The sequence below is a fragment of the Ruegeria marisrubri genome, assembly GCF_001507595.1.
Classification (GTDB): domain Bacteria; phylum Pseudomonadota; class Alphaproteobacteria; order Rhodobacterales; family Rhodobacteraceae; genus Ruegeria; species Ruegeria marisrubri.
On the sequence record NZ_LQBQ01000023.1, the window covers coordinates 62,763 to 81,903 of the forward strand.

A 19,141-nucleotide genomic window follows, 5' to 3' on the forward strand; every position below is an offset into this window, starting at 1 on the left:
AGCGAACATCGGATCAGCGAAACGCCGGGGGTCGCGAAAGGACATGCCGTTGATTCGGAACCGCCGGGTACCGTATCGGACGACTCTGAGGAGAAATCCGGTGAACGGATGCCGTCGGACATGCAATCCGTGCCGCCCGCAAGCTTCACCCGAAATGGGCCGCCCATCCGCCCTTCTGCGGTGGACTTGACCGGTCAAGCCGGGGCCGTGGACGCCGGAGGACTGGATATTCTTGCGTCTGCCTTGCCCCTCGGGCCGCCGGAGTCACTCGGCGAGGGCGATCGAAACGAAATCACAACCGTGCCCCCCACGGCCCGGGCGGAAAGCGGACGACAGGATTGGATGCCGCAGCGGGTTTCGCCCGGCACAGCCGTGCGAATGATCCGTCTTTCACCATTAATGAAACCGGAGTGGAATTGGACAAGGGAAAGAAAACACCACCCGAGGCTGCAAGTGGCGAACCGCGCGGATTTTCGGTTGGTCAGCAAGGGCCCTGGCCTGCACCGCCACCCAGAGATACCCCGATCCGCCCAATCCATGCTGCGATGGAACCGCGCGCCCTCCGCCTGCATACCGAACCTGGTGCCGCCCTTGACCCGCCAGGCATCGGTGCGGAATTCAGTGCGGCCCAGGACGCTGAAGCCCCGGTTGGCCTCCCGGTTACCCATACCCCGGACCGCGTTCATCCCCAGACCCCGGCGGCGACATACTCCGAGACCATTCGCTCGGTAGCACGTCAGATGTCCGCCGCGATCGCCGTCCGCCCGGAAAACGGCGGCGCGGATATCGCCCTCAACCCCGTGGAGTTGGGTCGCGTCTCGATGGCATTGCGCGCCGGGGAAGACGCAGTGCTGTTGTCCATCGCCACCGAGCGCCCCGAAACGTTGGAACTCATGAAACGCCATATCGCGGATCTGACCGCAGAGTTCCAGGAGCTGGGCTACAGCGATATTTCGTTCGAATTCCAGTCAATGGCGGACGGTGCGGGCGGACATTCTGGATATGCCGACCACCTACCGGCAGGCGACATGATGGACAGCGCCGAGCCGACATCGGACATCCGCACGTCAAAGAGCAGTCCATCGACCGGCATTGATATGAGGTTGTAACCCATGATCACCGAGACAGGCCCGAGCGTGCAGCGCGAAATAACGGGCAATCAGGTTGCCCAGCGCGAGACGAAATCGGGGCTCACATCCGATTTCGAGACCTTTCTCAAGATGTTGACGGCTCAGGCGAAAAATCAGGATCCCCTGGACCCTCTCGAGTCGACGGAATACGCGGCGCAACTGGCCCAGTTTTCAATGGTCGAACAGCAGGTTCAGACGAATGACCTGCTGAACGGGTTGGCCGCCACGCTGGGTGGCTCCGGTCTCGGCCGACTGGCGGGGTGGGTGGGCATGGAGGTTTCGAGCATCGGCCCGGCCCAATACGACGGTGAATCGATCACGGTTCTGCCAACCCATGCGGCAACGGCGGATACTGCGTATCTGGTGGTGCAGGACGGGACCGGCGCTACCGTGGACCGCTTTGCGATTCCGCTGTCCTCGGATTCGGTCGCCTGGCCTCGACAGGAGGAGAGAACCATCCATCCCAGCGGGCCGTATTCCTTTTCGGTCGAAAGCTATAGGGCTGGCTCACTGGTGTCTAAGGATCCGGCCGCAACCTATGGGAGGGTGACCGAGGCGCATCTGCGGGAGGGTGAGGTCACCCTGACCCTCGTCGGTGGGCAATCCGTCGACGCCGCAAGTGTCAAGGCGATCCGCGCGGGGAGTTGATCTGCGCCGCAGGACTTGCCAAACCATGCTCCTAGTTCGTCTGTGCAAACCGCGTGACAAAGATTGGAGCCGACCCTGCCCGCCGATTCACCCCCTCCACCTGCCTTGGTCGCAGACCTCAGGTCCCGCGGCCTTGTGGTCGATGGTGATCGGTTCCAATTCCTCTATGGCGGCAGGACCAATCGGGTTTGGAGATTGCTGGGCAGCAAAAGCGACCGGGTTCTGAAACTTTATCGTACCGGTTTCAACAATCCCCTGTTTCGCAACGACGCAGACCTCGAAACCGCCTGCCTGCGCGCTTTCGAAGGCGCCGGGTTCTCGCCGCGACTGCGCGCCTCGGGGCGCATGTTGGAAGCAAGCTGGGTGCTTTACGACCACGCACCCGGTTCGCCTTGGCGTGTGGACCCCGAGCCGGTTGCAGCGGTTCTCAGGGCTCTGCATACCCATCCCGCGCGCATCCCGGCACCGAATGGATGCAACGGCAGCGCGGATCTTGCCGCGCATGGCGACAGGATATTGTCTCTGTGCACCTCACCGGACCGCGCGACACTGGCAGAGTTGCGGCCATCCTCAGATGTCGCACCCCTTGCCCACCGCTGCCTGATTCACGGCGACCCGGTTGCCGGGAACGTCCTGATCTCGGGCAGCCAGACGACGCTCATAGACTGGCAGTGCCCTGCGCTTGGCGACCCGAGTGAGGATTTGGCCCTATTCCTTTCCCCCGCCATGCAACAGCTCTATCGAGGGAGCCCGCTGTCGATGGAAGAGCAGGAACGGTTCCTCGCCGCCTACGGGGATGCCGCCATCACCGCCCGCTATCGCGCCCTGAAACCCTGGTTCGCGTGGCGCATGGCCGCCTATTGCCTGTGGCGCAGCGAGAACGGCGCGCCCGACTATTCGGCCGGGTATGAACTGGAACTCGAGACGCTGCGCACCGGGTAAGGTTCACAGATCGCTCAGGGCCAGGGTCGCGTAGACCGGAGGCATCAACGCCCGACGGCACCGCCCCAGGGGAAACCGCGCTAGGGGCCGCGAGATCGGCTCGGGCAGGCCAGACGGTTGTCCGAGCGCCAATCGCGCAAGTGCGCGGCCGCAATAGGTGCCCATGGCCACGCCATTGCCGTGGTAGGCGAGGCCGGCGAACATGCCCGGGCGGCCGGGAACCGGGCCAGCAAAGGGCGTCAGGTTGCGTGCCAGGCACACCAGACCGGACCACATGTGGGTGGCTTCGACGCCCGCCCAGGCAGGAAACATGCGGTCGAAGTCGCGGCGCATCTGGGAGCGGATCGCCGCCTCTGCCCCGGGAGAGGAGAACAATCCGCCGCGCATGCCGAACAGGAATCTCCGGTCCGGCATCAGGCGGAAGTAGTGCAACAGGTTGCGCGTGTCATAACAGATCTGGTCCGAGGTCCACCCCTGCGCCCGAAGTTCCGGCTCGCTCAGCGGTCGTGTCACCATCACCGTCGATTGGGTGGGCATGTAGCGCCCAGCCAGCCAGTCGGGCATGTCCTCGCTGGAATAACCATTGGTGCAGATCAGCAGGGTTTCACAGAAGACACGACCATTGGGAGTGGTGACGGTGTATTTTCCGCCCGCCTTGCCGATCGACATCGCGGCGCTGTTCTGGAACATCGACGCTCCGGCTTTCCCGGCGACTTCGGCAAGTCCGAACAGGTATTTTCGCGGGTTGAGGCCGAATCCGACCGGGATCGTGTAGCCTCCGAAAAACTCTCCCCCCAATCCCAGCGCAGCCAACTCGCCCGGCTCGTGCAGAGTGCCTTCGGCATCCGCCTTCCGACGCAGAGCCTCCATCGCGCGCGGTGTGTGCGCCAGCTGCGTCTCGCCCCTGGAGTGGCGATCCGCGTCGATCCCGTGGGCCTCCAGCAGTTCGGCGACCAGGGCAACGGCGTCATGCTCGGCCTGATCATATGCTGCCGCGGCGGCGCGGCCATATCGGCGCACCATGGCGGAATGGCTCAACTTCGAACCGCCAAGGCAACAGAATCCGCCATTGCGCCCGGACGCGCCCCATCCCGGGGTTTCCGCCTCGAGCACGGCGACGGAGGCTCCGGCCTGCGCCAGGTGGAGGGCCGCCGACAGGCCGGTGAAACCACCCCCGACGATGGCGACATCAACGGTCAGATCCCCAGCCTGAACCGGCCAGTCCGGGGCTGCGATGGTATCGTCCCACCAGCAGCCCTGGCGCGGGCCGGGGCCGTAGGTGTAGTCGGGGAAGATTCGCTTCATGTGGCCCGCGCCGCGGCCTGTTCCTCCTGCTTTTGCCGGACCGCCGCCCGCTTGGTCACCAGCGATGCGGTGATCACGCCGATGGTCACGACCGCGATCATGAGCGTCGACAAGGCGTTGATTTCCGGGCTGACGCCGAGGCGCACCGCCGAAAAGATCTTGATCGGCAGCGTGGTGGCCGAGGGGCCGGACGTGAAGGAGGCAATGACCAGATCGTCCAGCGACAGGGTAAAGGCCAGCAGCCAGCCCGAGATCACCGCAGGCGCGATGATAGGCAGCGTCACCAGCCGGAACGCCTGTGCCGGAGAACAGCCAAGATCCAAAGCGGCCTCTTCCAGCGACCGATCAAAGGTGATCAGGCGCGAGGACACGACGACCGAGACGTAGCACATCGAAAAGGTCGTGTGCGCCAGAACGATGGTGAAAATGCCCCGGTCCAGCCCGATGCCGATGAACAGCAGCAGCAAAGACAGGCCGGTGATCACCTCGGGCATCACCAGCGGCGCATAGATCATGCCCGAGAACAGCGTGCGCCCGAAGAACCGCCCGCCCCGAACCAAGACATAGGCCGCCATTGTTCCAAGGATCGTCGCCAGGGTCGAAGAGAAAACCGCCACCCGCACCGTGACCCAGGCCGCGTCAAGGAAAGCCTCGTTGTGGATCAACTCGCCATACCATTTGGTCGAGAACCCGGCCCAGACGGTCACCAGCTTGCTTTCGTTGAAGCTGAAGATGATCAGGATGATCATCGGGATGTAGAGAAACGCGAAACCCAGCGTCAGGGACACGGCGTTGAACCAGCTCAGCCTGTTCATTGCTCTGCCTCCGCCTGTTTCTGCTGGTTGCGCTGGAACAGCACGATCGGGATCACGAGGATGAGCAGAAGCACGATCGCCACGGCGCTGGCCACCGGCCAGTCGCGGTTTGAGAAGAACTCCTCCCACAGCACCTTGCCGATCATCAGCGTGCCCGAACCACCCAGCAGCGACGGGATCACGAATTCACCGATCACCGGGATCATGACCAGGAAACAGCCCGCGATGATGCCGGGGCGCGACAGCGGAATTGTCACCAGCCAGAACGCCTGCGCCCGGGAACAACCCAGGTCCTCGGCCGCCTCGATCAGCGACCCGTCCAGCCGGTCGAGCGCGGAATAGATCGGCAGAATCATGAAGGGAAGGTAGGTATAGACGATGCCGATATAGACGGCCGTCTGCGTGTTGAGGATGGTCAGGGGTTCGGAGATGAGACCGGTCCACATCAGGAACTGGTTGAGATACCCCTCATTGCTGAGAATCCCCATCCACGCATAGACCCGGATCAGGAACGAGGTCCAAAAGGGCAGGATCACCAGCATCATCAGCGTCGCCCGCCACTCTTGCGGGGCCCGCGCCATGCCATAGGCGATCGGATAGCCGACCAGCAGCGTCAGCGCCGTCGAGATCAGCGCGATCTTGACGCTGGACAGGTAGGCTTTCCAATACAGGTCATCCTGCGTGAGAAAGATGTAATTCTCGAAGTCCAGCTCGCTGATGAAGGCCCGGATGCCTGCGGCCCAGTCGAATTGCGGGAAATAGGGCGGGCGCGCGATCGCGGCATCCGACAACGAGATCTTCAGAACGATGGCAAACGGCACCAGAAACAGCGCCAGCAGCCACAGATAGGGGATGGCTATGAGGACGAATCTGCGCATCAGTTCGCCAGCAGAACGCCCGCCGTGGCGGTCCATGACAGCCAGACGGGGTCTTCCCAGGAAAAGGAACGTCGAGAGATCCGGCGCGTGTTGGCGGTCTGCGCCTTGATGATCGTGCCGTTGGGCAGTTCGACATGGTAGGTGGACAGATTGCCGAGATAGGCGATGTCATGCACCTTGCCCTGAACGGCATTGGCCGCGTCCGCCGGGCGCTCGGCCGTGATCGTCACCTTCTCGGGCCGGATCGCCAGATGGCATTTCTGTCCCTTCTCGATGGCCGCCGAAGAGGTCGCCTGCAACGGCGTCTGTCCCTCGGCCCAGTCGATGGAATAGCTGTCATCGCCCTTGGGCGTGGCGCGCCCCTCGATGATGTTCACGTCACCGATGAAGTCCGCGACGTAGACCGAGTTGGGGGTTTCATAGATCCTGGCCGGCGTGTCGGCCTGGATGATGCGCCCGTGGTCCATCACGGCCACACGGCTGGCGACGGTCATCGCCTCTTCCTGGTCGTGGGTCACGATGACAAAGGTGGTGCCGGTCTTTTCCTGGATGTCCATCAACTCGAACTGCGTGTCCTGCCGCAGTTTCTTGTCCAGCGCCCCCAGAGGTTCGTCCAGCAACAGCAGCTTTGGCGCCTTGGCCAGCGAACGCGCCAGCGCCACGCGCTGTCGCTGTCCGCCCGAGATCTGGTGAGGCTTGCGGCTGGCGAATTTCTCCAGCCGTGTCAGACGCAGCATCTCGTCGACGCGCTCCTCGATGTCCCGCTTGGGCATCTTGTCACGCTTCAGTCCGAAGGCGATGTTGTCCCAAACGCTGAGATGCGGGAACAGGGCGTATGACTGAAACATCATGTTCACCGCCCGCTTGTTCGGCGGGATCGGGTCTATGTCCTGCCCGGCCAGCAGAATGTGGCCCTCGGTGGGTTTCTCGAACCCGGCCAGCATCCGCATCATCGTGGTCTTGCCGCATCCGGACGGCCCCAGAAGGGCAAAGAATTCGCGCTCGAAGATGTCGATCGACAGGTTGTCGATGGCCGTGAATCCCCCAAATCGCTTGGTCACGTTCTGGAACTGGATCAAGGGTTTCGCCTGTGGGTCGTCCCACGGCGCAAAGACGGTAGAGTTCAAGAGAGCCCCCATAGGTCAGGCGGAACTGGAGTTGCGCAAGGCGAGCCGTTGCCGCCTTGCGCGCAGATTGCTCGGATCAGGTGCCCGATTTGATCTTGGTCCACAGACGGGTCACGACCCGCTGCACCTTTGCCGGATAGGGCCGCGTGGTGAACAGGTTCTCCAACGCGTCGGCGGGCGGATAGATCGCCGGGTCTTCGAGGATCTCGGGCAGCACGAATTCCTGCGAGGCCTTGTTGCCGTTGGCGTAGTAGACATAGTTCGTGGCCGCCGCCATGTTCTCGGCATCCATGATGAAGTTCAGGAACTTGTGCGCCCCGTCCGGGTTGGGCGCATCGACCGGAATCGCCATCTGGTCGAACCACATCTGCGCGCCTTCCTTCGGCGCGTGATAGGCGATGGTCACGCCGTTGTCGGCCTCGTCCGCCCGGTCACGGGCCTGCAGAACGTCGCCCGACCAGCCCACGGCCACGCAGATGTCACCATTGGCCAGCGCGTTGATGTATTCGCTGCTGTGGAACTTCTGGATGTAGGGGCGCACCGCCATGAACACGCCCTCGGCCTTGGCGATCACGTCCGGATCGTGGCTGTCGGGGTCTTCACCGATGTATTTCAACGCTGCCGGGATCATCTCGGCCGGTGCATCCAGAAAGTGAACACCGCAGTCGGCCAGCTTTTCCATGTTCGCAGGATTGAACACCAGGTCCCAGCTGTCGATGGGGGCGTCCTCGCCCAACAGCTCTTGAACCTTGTCCACGTTCACCCCGATCCCGGTGGTGCCCCACATGTAGTTGATCGAGTATTCGTTGCCCGGGTCATACTGTGCCGTGCGTTCCTCGATCACGTCCCACATGTTGGCCAGATTCGGCAGCTTGGACTTGTCCAGCTTCTGGAAGGCGCCTGCCTGGATCTGGCGCTGGAGGAAGGTGCCCGACGGCACGACAACGTCATAGCCCGACCCGCCTGCCAGCATCTTGGTCTCCAGAACCTCGTTGCTGTCGAACACGTCGTAGATCAACGTCAGGCCGGTTTCTTCCTGAAACTTGGCCAGCAATTCCTCGTCGATATAGTCCGACCAGTTGTAGACGCGCACTTCTTCGGCAAAGGCGGCCGAAGTCCCCAGTGCGATCACGGCCGTCATCGTCAGCGTTTTCAAAGTCATCTCTTTCTCCCTGCGACTGTGCGGCTATTTTCCCGCTTTTTCAGATTTGATCAAGTTTTGCGTTTCACGGCAACAATGTTTATGCTGTCCCGAGGCGCAATGCCCGACGAACCATGACCCTCGGAATCAAGGTAACCCTATTGAATATGATCAAAAATAAGACATCAGGGCGAAACCCCGACACCGAAAAGCGCCCCGCGCATGAACAGGTCTATCACACGCTGAGGGAACAGATTCTGTTCGGCGAGATGGTCCCGGGGCAGCCCGTAACCATCCAGGGACTGACCGATTCGCTGGGTGTCGGGATGACACCGGTACGCGAGGCGATTCGCCGCCTGATCTCGGATGGCGCGCTGGTGTTCCAGGGCAACCGTCGGGTCAGCGTGCCGATCTTGTCCCGCAACGATATCGAGCAGCTCATTTTCGCGAGAATTGCAATTGAATCAGAGCTTTCCCGCCGCGCGACCCTGCGGATGACAGAGGACGAGATCGACGCGCTCGAAGCCACAGATCGCACGCTCGACAAGGCGATCGACGCCGGAGACGTCAACGGCTACCTGCGCCAGAACTATGCCTTTCACGCCGGCCTCTACGCTCAGGCCGACGCCCCCGTTCTCAGCGATCTGGCCGAGCGGCTCTGGCTTCGGTTTGGCCCCTCTCTGCGCGTGGTCTGCGGGCGATTCGGCACCCAAAACCTGCCGGACCGGCACAAGGACATCATCACCTGTCTGCGCAACAAGGAAGCCGAAGGCGTTGCAGAGGCCATGGCAAAGGACGTTGAACAGGGGATGGAACTGATGGCCGACGTGCTGACCAGAACGTCGTGATGATGCCGCCCGATTGACAAGAAAAAATTTGATCATATTCTGGGCCGCAACTTTTCCGCAGGAGATTTCCCGATGTCCACCATCACCAACCACATGCCGACCGCCGAGCTGCAGGCGATCGATGCCGCCCACCATATGCACCCGTTCTCCACCAACGAGGACCTCGCGAAGGAGGGTGTCCGGGTCATCACGCGGGCCAAGGGCGTCTACCTGACCGACAGCGAAGGCGAGGAAATTCTCGACGCGATGGCCGGGCTGTGGTGCGTGAACATCGGCTATGGCCGCGACGAACTGGCCGAGGTGGCCGCCCGCCAGATGCGCGAGCTGCCCTATTACAACACCTTCTTCAAGACGACCCACGTCCCGGCCCTTGCCCTGGCCAACAAGCTGGCCGAGTTGGCGCCCGGCGATCTGAACCACGTGTTTTTCGCCGGGGGCGGATCCGAAGCCAATGACACCAACATCCGCATGGTGCGCACCTACTGGGCCGAAAAGGGCAAGCCGGAAAAGAACGTCATCATCAGCCGCCACAACGCCTATCACGGCTCGACCGTGGGGTCGGCCTCGCTGGGCGGCATGGCGGGCATGCACGCGCAGGGTGGCATTCCGATCCCGAACATCCATCACATCAACCAGCCGAACTGGTGGGCCGAGGGCGGCGACATGACCCCCGAGGAATTCGGCCTGGCCCGCGCGCGCGAGCTGGAAGAGGCGATTCTGGAACTGGGCGAGGACCGCGTCGCGGCCTTCATCGCCGAGCCGGTTCAGGGCGCAGGCGGCGTGATCGTCGCGCCCGATACCTACTGGCCGGAAATCCAGCGCATCTGCGACAAGTACGAGATCCTGCTGATCGCGGACGAGGTGATCTGCGGCTTTGGTCGCACCGGCAATTGGTTCGGATCGCAGACCGTTGGCATCAGGCCGCACATCATGACCATCGCCAAGGGCCTCAGCTCGGGCTACGCGCCGATCGGCGGCTCGATCGTCTGTGACGAGGTCGCCGGGGTCATCGGCAACTGCGAATTCAACCACGGCTACACCTATTCCGGCCACCCTGTCGCTGCGGCGGTTGCGCTGGAGAACCTGCGAATCCTCGAAGAGGAAAAGGTCATCGATCACGTCCGCAACGTCGCCGCGCCCTACCTGAAGGAAAAATGGGAGGCGCTGGTCGATCACCCGCTGGTCGGCGAGGCCAGGATCGTCGGCATGATGGGCTCGATCGCCCTGACCCCGGAAAAGGAAACGCGGGCCAAGTTCGCCTCGGAGCCGGGCACGATCGGCCTCATCACCCGGGAACGGTGCTTTGCCAACAATCTGGTCATGCGCCATGTCGGCGACCGCATGATCATCTCGCCGCCGCTGATCATCACGCGCGACGAGATCGACGAGATGTTCGTGCGCATCCGCAAGTCGCTGGACGAGGCGCATGCCGAAATCCTCAGGCAAGGCCTGATGCGGGCGGCCGCCTGACCGCACTCAGACAAGAGCGGAAACACCACGGGCTGATCGCGAAAGCGGTCAGCCTCTTTTTTTGCGACCATAAAATTATGCGTCGCGAATTTGCCCTCAACTGTCGTTATTCGGTTGCGTGAGCCCCCGTTGCGCGATTAACTTTCCCTCAACAGCGGCACAGATCGCAAGAAAACAAATACGGGGAGTTGGCATTGACTGCACCAACCGGCAACGACGCGTTTGTCGAATTTGAACGTGTTCAGAAAAGCTATGACGGCGAAACACTGGTCGTCAAAGATCTCAACCTCACCATGCCGAAGGGCGAGTTCCTGACGATGCTCGGCCCCTCGGGTTCCGGCAAAACCACATGCCTGATGATGCTGGCCGGCTTTGAAACCGCGACGCACGGCGACATCCGGCTGGGCGGGACTTCCATCAACAACATCCCCCCCCACAAACGCGGCATCGGCATGGTGTTCCAGAACTACGCCCTGTTCCCGCATATGACCATCGCCGAGAACCTGTCCTTCCCGCTGGAAGTGCGGAAGATGGGCAAGTCGGAGCGCGAGGAGAAAGTCCGCCGCGCCCTGGACATGGTGGAAATGGGCGCCTTTGGCGGCCGCCGCCCGGCGCAGCTTTCGGGTGGTCAGCAACAGCGGATCGCGCTGGCCCGGGCGCTGGTGTTCGAACCGGAACTGGTTCTGATGGACGAACCGCTGGGCGCGTTGGACAAGCAGCTGCGCGAGAAGATGCAGTTCGAGATCACCCACCTGGCCCACCGTCTGGGAATCACCGTGGTCTACGTGACCCACGACCAGACCGAGGCCCTGACCATGTCGGACCGCGTTGCGGTGTTCAACGACGGCGTGATTCAGCAGCTGGCGCCGCCGGACGTTCTCTATGAAGAGCCGGCGAACAGCTTCGTCGCGCAGTTCATCGGCGAGAACAACACGCTCGAAGGTGAAGTCCTCGAGATCAAGGATGGCATCGCCGTGGTCAAGCTGGATGATGGCGAGCTGATCGACTGCAAGCCGGTCAATGTCAGCAAACCGGGTGAACGCACCCGCGTTTCCATCCGCCCCGAGCGGGTTGAATACAACAAGGACCGCTTGCAGGAGGGTGCCCACACCCTCAAGGCAGAGGTTCTCGAGTTCATCTACATGGGCGACATTTTCCGCACCCGTCTGCGCGTGGCCGGAAATGACGAGTTCATCATCAAGACCCGGAACGCACCGGACCAGGTCCGCCTGCAGCCGGGGCAACAGATCGAGATTGGCTGGCTGCCGGAAGACTGCCGGGCGCTGGACGCCTGACGCGGCACGGCCTTGCAACCCGGCGGCAAGACCGGGGGGCTGACACCTGTCGGAACAAGTATTCAACAAGGAGAGAAGTGAAGATGAAGCTATCAAAACTGTCCGTTCTGGTCGCCACGACCGCGCTTTGCGCACCGGCGGCCTTTGCCGAGGAAATGGCCAATGAAATGACGCTGGTTTCCTGGGGCGGCGCCTACCAGGCCAGCCAGGTCAAGGCCTATGTCGAACCCTATCTGGAAATGAACCCGGGCCTGAAGGTCATCTGGGACGAAAGCTCGGCCGAAGCCACCGCCAAGATGCGCGCCATGGCCGAAGCCGGCAACATCACCTGGGATCTGGTCGACGCCGTGGCCTCGGACGCCATGCGCATGTGCGACGAGGGTCTGATCGAAGAGATCGACCACGATGCCGTTCTGGCGCCTGCGCCCGATGGAACCCCGCCCTCCGAAGATTTCGGTGAGCTGCTGGTCAGCGACTGCTTCGTGCCGCAGATCGTGTATTCGACCACCTTCGGCTATCGCACCGACCTGGTGGGCGACACGCCTCCGACCAGCGTCTGCGACGTGTTCGACCTCGAAAAGTATCCGGGCAAGCGCGCGCTGCAGAAGCGTCCGATCGACAACATGGAGTGGGCGCTCTACTGCGACGGCGTGGCCAAGGACGAGATCTATGACGTGCTGAGCACCCCCGAGGGTGTGGACCGCGCACTGGCCAAGCTGGACACCATCAAGGATCAGGTCGTCTGGTGGACCGCGGGCGCCGAAACCCCGCAGCTGCTGGCGGACGGCGAAGTCGTGATGGGTTCGACCTTCAACGGCCGCCTGTTCTCGGCCATCGCCGAGCAGGGCCAGCCGATCGGGATGCTGTGGGACATGCAGTCGTTCGACCTGGATGGCTGGGTTGTTCCCGCCGGCCTGCCGGCAGACCGCAAGGCCCGCGTCATGGACTTCCTGAAATTCGCCACCGACACGCAGCGTCTGGCGGATCAGGCCAAGTACATCTCGTACGGCCCGGCGCGCAAGTCGTCGGCTCCGCTGGTCGGCAAGCACGCCGAACTGGGCATCGACATGGCGCCGCACATGCCGACCGACCCGGCCAACGCCACCAACGTTCACGTCTATGACTACGAATGGTGGGCCGACAACCGCGATGACCTGGACGCAAAGTTCCAGGCATGGCTGGCCAAGTAAGAACCTGAACTGCTGCAAGGGGGCCGCGCTGCCCCCTTGCGCCAACAAGAACAGGGCGGCTGAACAAGGCCGCAGACGCTGCAAGACGGCAGCGGACAACGGGGAAAACGATGACCGACACAACCCAAACCGGTCCGGTTCTGGCAGCCGACGGCACGCCTCTGAAGAAAAGCCTGGCACGGGCGCTGCGGATGCAGAAGCTCCGCGCCCTGATGCTGATCGCACCTCTGCTGCTGTTTGTTCTGATCACCTTTCTTCTTCCGATCGCGGACATGCTGTTCCGCTCGGTCGAGAACAATATCGTTTCGGACACTCTGCCCAACACGGTCGTCGCGTTGGAGGATTGGGACCCGAACTCGGGTGAAGCACCCGGCGAAGAGGTTTTTGCGGCCCTCGCGGTCGATCTAAAGGCCGCGGCCGAAGCCAAGACCCACACCAAGGTCGGCACCCGTTTGAACTATGAAAACCCGGGGATTTCGTCGCTGTTCCGCAAGGCCGGTCGAAAGGTCAAAAAGTGGGACACCGAAGCTGATGGCCCGTTCAAGGAAAAGTTCCTCGAGATGGATGATGCCTGGGGCGACATAGGCGTCTGGCAGACCATCCAGACCTATTCGCCGAAGCTGACCAACGGCTATTTCCTCAACTCGGTGGACCTGAAAAAAGGCAACGATGGCATCGAGGTCCGCCCGGAGAACGAGCGCATCTACATCAGGCTGTTCATCCGCACCTTCATCATGTCGCTGATCATCACCGGCGCCTGCATCGTGCTGGGCTATCCGGTGGCCTGGATACTGGCCAACCTGCCTTCGCGCACGGCCAACCTGCTGATGATCCTCGTGCTGCTGCCCTTCTGGACATCGCTGCTGGTGCGCACCTCGGCATGGAAGGTCATGCTGCAGCAGCAGGGCGTGATCAACGAGACCCTGGTCTGGCTGGGCCTTGTTGCGGATGACGCGCGCCTGGTGATGATCAACAACCAGTTCGGCACCATCGTGGCCATGACCCATATCCTGCTGCCGTTCATGATCCTGCCGATGTATTCGGTAATGCAGACGATCAACCCGTCCTACCTGCGCGCCGCGAAATCGCTTGGCGCGACCAACTGGACCGCATTCTGGAGGGTCTATTTCCCGAACTCGGTGCCGGGCATCGGCGCGGGCAGCATCCTCGTCTTCATCCTTGCCATCGGTTACTACATCACCCCCGAACTCGTGGGTGGCACCAAGGGTGTCTTCATCTCGAACCGGATCGCCTTCCACATCTCGACCTCGCTGAACTGGGGTCTGGCTGCGGCTCTGGGCACGATCCTGCTGGCCGTGGTCCTGCTGCTCTACTGGACCTATGACAAGATCGTCGGCATCGACAACGTGAAGCTGGGGTAAGCGACAATGACCATCACGAACGTGCAACCTCAAACCCCCGGTTTCGTCGCCGCCGTCTCGGCAGCCGCCGGAGCCTTCTTCGGCCTCTTCGTCGGCACGGCGCAGGGCTCAGGCCTGATGGGCGTCATCATCGGCGCTGTGCTGCTGGCCGCGATGGGCTTTGTCCTGACCGGCATGACCGACAAGGAAAAACCACTGCGCTGGATCGTCTTTGCGGCCTTCCTCGTTGCCGGCTATGCAATGGGCGGCTTTTCGGTCGCCCTTGTCGGCGCGCTGTTCGGCTGGTTCGCCGGATGGTTCATCTTCTGGCTGGCCACGTCGCGCTATCGCATGCACCTGGCGCCTTACCTGACCCCCGGACAGGTCCTGTGGCACTACACTTTCCGGGTCATCTGCGGCGCAATCTTCGTCTTCCTGATCACCCCGATCCTGGTGGTCATGCCGCTCAGCTTCAACGCGCAGGACTTCTTCACCTTCACGCCCGAGATGCTGCGCTTTGACCCGGCCGGCTACTCGCTGAAGCACTACGAGGATTTCTTCAACAATCCAGACTGGCAACAGGCGCTGTGGAACTCGCTCAAGATCGCACCGATGGCGACGCTGCTTTCGGTCAGCTTCGGCACCCTCGCAGCGATCGGCCTGAGCCAGCCGCATGTGCCGTTCCGCCGTCCGATCATGGCGATCCTGATCTCGCCCATGATCGTGCCGCTGATCATCTCGGCCGCCGGCATGTATTTCTTCTACAGCCGCATCGGCCTGCAGGGCACCTATTTCGGCGTGGTCCTGGCGCACGCGGCCCTGGGCATCCCCTTCGTGATCATCACCGTAACGGCCACGCTGGTGGGCTTTGACCAGTCGCTGACACGCGCCGCAGCCAACATGGGGGCTGGCCCGGTCACCACCTTCTTCCGGGTGCAGATGCCACTGATCCTGCCGGGCGTGATCTCGGGCGCGCTGTTCGCCTTCATCACCTCGTTCGACGAAGTCGTGGTCGTGCTGTTCGTTGGTTCGGCCGGCCAGAAGACCCTGCCGTGGCAGATGTTCACCGGCCTGCGCGAGCAGATCTCGCCGACCATCCTGGCGGTCGCGACGCTCCTCGTGGCCATCTCCATCGTGCTGCTGACCACGGTCGAGATGCTGCGCAGGCGATCAGAGCGGCTGAGGGGCATGACGCCGAGCTGACACGATCAAAGGCTCTTGATCCCTCCCGGTTGGCCGCTTTGCGGCCAACTTTTCTTTTGGGGATTCCGCACCGGTTTTGAACAAGGCGCCCAGGCCCCGGACCCACAGCCTGCCCGGGATTGACAACAGAAAGTTCAAAGTCCCGGGCCGCAGTTGAGTTTATCGGTCAAACCCCCTATCTCGGTGCCGGTACGGCACAAAGGACATTTTCGTGGCTAATCACCTCTACAAAAACGACCTGCCCGACGGGCTGGATCTGGGCCCCGTCGTGGCCATCGATTGCGAAACCATGGGGCTCAACCCCCATCGCGACCGCCTGTGCGTCGTGCAGATGTCCGGCGGCGACGGCAACAGCCATATCGTTCAGATCGAAAAGGGGCAGTCCGAGGCGCCGAATCTCTGCGCCATGCTGGAAAACCCGGATGTCCTCAAGCTGTTCCATTTCGGGCGCTTCGACATCGCCGCCCTCTATCACACCTTCGGGGCTCTGGCCGCGCCGGTCTATTGCACCAAGATCGCCAGCCGGCTTGTCCGCACCTACACCGATCGCCACGGTCTGAAGAACCTGTGCCAGGAACTGATCGGGATCGACATCTCGAAACAGCAGCAGATGAGCGATTGGGGCGCCGAAACCCTGACCGAGGCGCAACTGGAATACGCTGCATCTGACGTGCTTTACCTTCACCGCCTGCGCGAGGAACTGGACAAGCGCCTCGCCCGGGAAGGGCGGACCGACATGGCGCAGGCCTGTTTCGACTTCCTTCCCACCCGCGCCCGGCTCGATCTTGCCGGCTGGCCCGAAATCGACATCTTTGCCCACGCATGACCGATACAGAATCCTTCCTCAGAACCGCGAGACAGGTCGTCACGGACGAAGCCCGGGCCCTGGACGTGCTGGCCGACAGCCTGGACGAGAATTTCGCCAAGGCCGTGCAGTTGGTTCTTGATGCCAAGGGGCGCATCATCGTCAGCGGCATCGGCAAGTCCGGCCATATCGGCCACAAGATCGCGGCCACGCTGGCCAGCACGGGAACGCCTGCCTATTTCGTGCACCCGGCCGAGGCCAGCCACGGGGATCTGGGCATGGTGTCGAAGGACGACGTTGTTCTGGCCATCTCGAATTCCGGCGAGGCGCCCGAGTTGGCGAACCTGCTGGGCTTTACCCGCCGCTTCGGCATTCCGCTCATCGGTCTGTCGAGCAAGCCCGAAAGCACGCTGATGAAACAGGCCGACGTGCATCTGTTGATCCCGTCGATGGGCGAGGCCTGCGGCTTTGGCATGGTGCCCTCGATCTCGACGACCCTGACGCTTGCGATGGGCGACGCGCTGGCCATCGCGCTTATGAAATACCGCGATTTCCGGCCCGAGAATTTCCGTGAGTTCCACCCGGGCGGCAAGCTGGGCGCGCGGCTGAGCAAGGTCAGCGACCTGATGCATACCGGGTCGGCGCTGCCGCTGGTGTCGATGAAAACGCCGATGAGCGACGCGCTGATCGAGATCAGCCAAAAGGGGTTCGGCGTCGCCGGTGTTACGGATACCGACGGCAACCTGGCTGGCATCATCACTGACGGCGACCTGCGCCGTCACATGGACGGGCTGCTGGACAACACGGCCGAACAGGTGATGACCCGGAACCCGACCACGATTGCGCCCGACGCCCTGGCCGAAGAGGCGGTGGCGGTGATGAACCAGCGCAAGATCACCTCGCTATTCGTCGTGGACGAGAACGGCCCGGCGCGCGCGCAGGGGCTGCTGCACATTCACGACTGCCTGCGCGTCGGTCTGGGATAACGGGGGGGCGATCGTGGACAGCTATTCCCGCATGGTGCAGTTCCTCAAGGTTCTGCTGCCGCTTGCGGCGATTGTCCTGCTCTCCACGGTGTTTCTGCTTTCGCGCGGCATCGAGACGGATGTCACCGGGCCCTTCTCGGAACGGGACATGGACGACCGGCTGAAGGGGCAGCAGATCACTCGCCCCGTCTATACAGGCACCACGCGGAAGGGCGACGAAATACAGGTGTCGGCATCCATTGCCCGCCCCGGCGGCGCTCAGGCCCCGACCGAAGCCTCTGACTTCAAGGGCACAATACGCTTCCAGAACGGGCGGGTGATGACGCTCGATTCCGATCTCGGTTCGGTCAGGCCCGACCGCGGGATGGCAACGTTCACGGGCAATGTCGTCATGACAACGGCCGACGGCATGCGCCTGACGACCGATGTGCTGAACACGGCGTTGGATGAAATCAAAGGCGACGCGCCCGGAACGGTCCACGGCACCGGACCGATCGGAGAGCTCACGGCCGGAGCGATGCGTTTCGGCGCCGAAAAAGAGGACGGGCCGGTGCATATCCTTTTTACAGACGGTGTGAAGCTGATATATCACCCTGAGAAGCCGGAAAGATAACTCGTGATCGATTTACGCATTTTGTCGTTTTGCACCGTTTTGGCCCTGACCGTGACTTCTGCACTCGCGCAGGAGACCAGCCTGACTTTCGGCGAAGGGGCGTCGGATCCGACCCTGCCGGTCGAAGTCACGTCCGAAACGCTGGACGTGAACCAGGAAGACGGCTCGGCCGAGTTCAAGGGCAACGTCGTCGTGATCCAGGGCGACATGCGCCTGTCCGCGGACCGTGTCCTTGTCATATACAACGAGGAAAAATCCGCCATCGAACGTGTTGAGGCGACCGGCGACGTGGTGCTGGTCAGCGGACCCGACGAGGCCGAGGCCGACAAGGCAGATTACACGATCGAAAGCGGCGTTATCGTTCTGACCGGCAATGCCCTGCTCAATCAGGGGCCGAATACGATTTCGTCCGACAAGGTGACCGTGAACCTGGCAACCGGCACCGCGCAGATGGTCGGTCGCGTAAAGACCATCCTGAAGACGGAACAGAATTGATGGCCCGCCCGAATCTTGCAGTCGCAGAAGGGTCTTCGGGCCTCAAGATCGAGAAGCTGCGCAAATCCTACCGCAAGAAGACTGTGATCCGCGACGTGTCGATGTCGCTCGACCGGTCCGAAGTGGTGGCGCTGCTGGGGCCGAACGGGTCGGGCAAGACCACCACCTTCTATGCCGTTGCCGGGTTGGTTTTCCCCGAAGCCGGCACGGTCACGATCGACGGGCAGAACGCGACCACCCTGCCGATGTACCGCCGCGCCCGCATGGGAATCGGTTACCTGCCACAGGAGATGTCGATCTTTCGCGGCCTGAGCGTCGAGGACAATATCGCCGCCGTTCTCGACATCACCGTGAAACATGCCCACAGGCGCAAGGAGCGGCTCGAAGAGTTGCTGTCCGACTTCTCCATCGAGCATCTGCGCCGTGCCCCCGCCCTGGCGCTGTCCGGGGGGGAACGCCGCAGGGTCGAGATCGCCCGCTGCCTGGCGGCCGATCCGAAATACCTGCTGCTGGACGAGCCCTTTGCCGGGGTTGACCCGATCAGCGTTGGCGATATCCGTCATCTGGTCGCCGACCTGAAGAAACGCGGCATCGGCGTTCTGATCACGGATCACAATGTCCGCGAAACGCTCGAGATCGTGGATCGCGCCTATATCCTGCATGACGGTCAGGTCCTGATGTCGGGCACACCCAGCGAGGTGGTCGAAAACGAGAACGTCCGCCGCGTTTATCTGGGTGAAAACTTCCGGATTTCCTGAAACCGGCTCCGTCCCGCAGGCGAGATACCGGAAATCGCGTCAACTCATGCCTGTTTCGATTGACTCTGCCGCCATCTCTTGCCTCAATTGCATCATGGCATTTCTTCGGTTCCAGTCTGGATCACGGCCCC

19 protein-coding genes are annotated in these 19,141 nt (G+C 62.3%); 14 read left to right on the plus strand and 5 right to left on the minus strand.

The genetic code is table 11. The features are described 5' to 3' along the window. The first annotated feature begins 338 nt into the window (after positions 1-338). The 3 genes from AVO45_RS10985 to AVO45_RS10995 all read left to right on the plus strand — a co-directional run bounded on the left by AVO45_RS10985 (position 339) and on the right by AVO45_RS10995 (position 2,720). On the plus strand, positions 339-1,109 hold the full coding sequence (locus AVO45_RS10985) for a flagellar hook-length control protein FliK (RefSeq protein WP_157770143.1): 771 nt from the start codon (positions 339-341) through the stop codon (positions 1,107-1,109). A gap of 3 nt (positions 1,110-1,112) precedes the next feature. Continuing rightward, positions 1,113-1,778: a flagellar hook capping FlgD N-terminal domain-containing protein gene (locus AVO45_RS10990; protein WP_068346900.1), complete on the plus strand. Its 666-nt coding sequence runs from the start codon at positions 1,113-1,115 to the stop codon at positions 1,776-1,778. 135 nt (positions 1,779-1,913) lie between these two features. Then, a complete protein-coding gene (locus AVO45_RS10995) occupies positions 1,914-2,720 on the plus strand; it encodes an aminoglycoside phosphotransferase family protein (protein ID WP_276202407.1) in 807 nt (268 codons plus the stop codon). A gap of 3 nt (positions 2,721-2,723) precedes the next feature. On the opposite strand, the gene AVO45_RS11000 is transcribed toward AVO45_RS10995, so the two are convergent. The 5 genes from AVO45_RS11000 to AVO45_RS11020 all read right to left on the minus strand — a co-directional run bounded on the left by AVO45_RS11000 (position 2,724) and on the right by AVO45_RS11020 (position 8,007). Then, positions 2,724-4,025 (minus strand): NAD(P)/FAD-dependent oxidoreductase, encoded by a 1,302-nt coding sequence (locus AVO45_RS11000; protein WP_068346905.1) that lies wholly within the window; start codon positions 4,023-4,025, stop codon positions 2,724-2,726. Continuing rightward, a complete protein-coding gene (locus tag AVO45_RS11005; RefSeq protein ID WP_068346906.1) occupies positions 4,022-4,840 on the minus strand; it encodes an ABC transporter permease in 819 nt (272 codons plus the stop codon). The genes AVO45_RS11000 and AVO45_RS11005 overlap by 4 nt, the downstream gene beginning before the upstream one ends. Further along, positions 4,837-5,718 (minus strand): ABC transporter permease subunit, encoded by an 882-nt coding sequence (locus AVO45_RS11010; RefSeq protein ID WP_068347387.1) that lies wholly within the window; start codon positions 5,716-5,718, stop codon positions 4,837-4,839. The genes AVO45_RS11005 and AVO45_RS11010 overlap by 4 nt, the downstream gene beginning before the upstream one ends. Further along, on the minus strand, positions 5,718-6,857 hold the full coding sequence (locus AVO45_RS11015; protein WP_068346908.1) for an ABC transporter ATP-binding protein: 1,140 nt from the start codon (positions 6,855-6,857) through the stop codon (positions 5,718-5,720). The genes AVO45_RS11010 and AVO45_RS11015 overlap by 1 nt, the downstream gene beginning before the upstream one ends. 64 nt (positions 6,858-6,921) lie before the next feature. Continuing rightward, positions 6,922-8,007 carry a polyamine ABC transporter substrate-binding protein gene (locus tag AVO45_RS11020; protein ID WP_068346910.1) on the minus strand — a complete coding sequence of 362 codons (1,086 nt, stop codon included), beginning with the start codon at positions 8,005-8,007 and terminating at the stop codon, positions 6,922-6,924. A 146-nt stretch (positions 8,008-8,153) separates the two neighbouring features. Between AVO45_RS11020 and AVO45_RS11025 the strand changes: the two genes are divergently transcribed. The 11 genes from AVO45_RS11025 (at position 8,154) to lptB (ending at position 19,010) form a co-directional block, all read left to right on the plus strand. After that, a complete protein-coding gene (locus AVO45_RS11025) occupies positions 8,154-8,834 on the plus strand; it encodes a GntR family transcriptional regulator (RefSeq protein WP_082688761.1) in 681 nt (226 codons plus the stop codon). A gap of 72 nt (positions 8,835-8,906) precedes the next feature. Beyond that, positions 8,907-10,304: an aspartate aminotransferase family protein gene (locus AVO45_RS11030; RefSeq protein ID WP_068346914.1), complete on the plus strand. Its 1,398-nt coding sequence runs from the start codon at positions 8,907-8,909 to the stop codon at positions 10,302-10,304. Positions 10,305-10,498: 194 nt separating this feature from the next. Further along, positions 10,499-11,599 (plus strand): ABC transporter ATP-binding protein, encoded by a 1,101-nt coding sequence (locus AVO45_RS11035; RefSeq protein ID WP_068346916.1) that lies wholly within the window; start codon positions 10,499-10,501, stop codon positions 11,597-11,599. A gap of 83 nt (positions 11,600-11,682) precedes the next feature. Further along, positions 11,683-12,789, plus strand: coding sequence for an extracellular solute-binding protein (locus tag AVO45_RS11040; RefSeq protein ID WP_068346918.1), 1,107 nt, complete (start codon positions 11,683-11,685; stop codon positions 12,787-12,789). A gap of 110 nt (positions 12,790-12,899) precedes the next feature. Beyond that, entirely contained in the window at positions 12,900-14,171 is a 1,272-nt protein-coding gene (locus AVO45_RS11045) for an ABC transporter permease (RefSeq protein ID WP_068346920.1), read from the plus strand. Between the two features lie 6 nt (positions 14,172-14,177). Continuing rightward, entirely contained in the window at positions 14,178-15,353 is a 1,176-nt protein-coding gene (locus tag AVO45_RS11050) for an ABC transporter permease (RefSeq protein WP_068346922.1), read from the plus strand. A gap of 211 nt (positions 15,354-15,564) precedes the next feature. Beyond that, the gene (locus AVO45_RS11055) at positions 15,565-16,179 is read left to right on the plus strand and encodes a ribonuclease D (protein ID WP_068346925.1); all 615 of its coding nucleotides are present in this window, start codon (positions 15,565-15,567) and stop codon (positions 16,177-16,179) included. Beyond that, complete coding sequence (locus AVO45_RS11060) at positions 16,176-17,144, plus strand: KpsF/GutQ family sugar-phosphate isomerase (protein WP_068346927.1); 969 nt, start codon at positions 16,176-16,178, stop codon at positions 17,142-17,144. The genes AVO45_RS11055 and AVO45_RS11060 overlap by 4 nt, the downstream gene beginning before the upstream one ends. A gap of 13 nt (positions 17,145-17,157) precedes the next feature. Beyond that, on the plus strand, positions 17,158-17,757 hold the full coding sequence (locus AVO45_RS11065) for a hypothetical protein (protein ID WP_068346929.1): 600 nt from the start codon (positions 17,158-17,160) through the stop codon (positions 17,755-17,757). Positions 17,758-17,808: 51 nt separating this feature from the next. Further along, a complete protein-coding gene (gene lptA / locus AVO45_RS11070) occupies positions 17,809-18,252 on the plus strand; it encodes a lipopolysaccharide transport periplasmic protein LptA (RefSeq protein ID WP_240482122.1) in 444 nt (147 codons plus the stop codon). Beyond that, positions 18,252-19,010 carry an LPS export ABC transporter ATP-binding protein gene (lptB, locus tag AVO45_RS11075; protein WP_068346930.1) on the plus strand — a complete coding sequence of 253 codons (759 nt, stop codon included), beginning with the start codon at positions 18,252-18,254 and terminating at the stop codon, positions 19,008-19,010. The genes lptA and lptB overlap by 1 nt, the downstream gene beginning before the upstream one ends. Positions 19,011-19,141 lie beyond the last annotated feature (131 nt).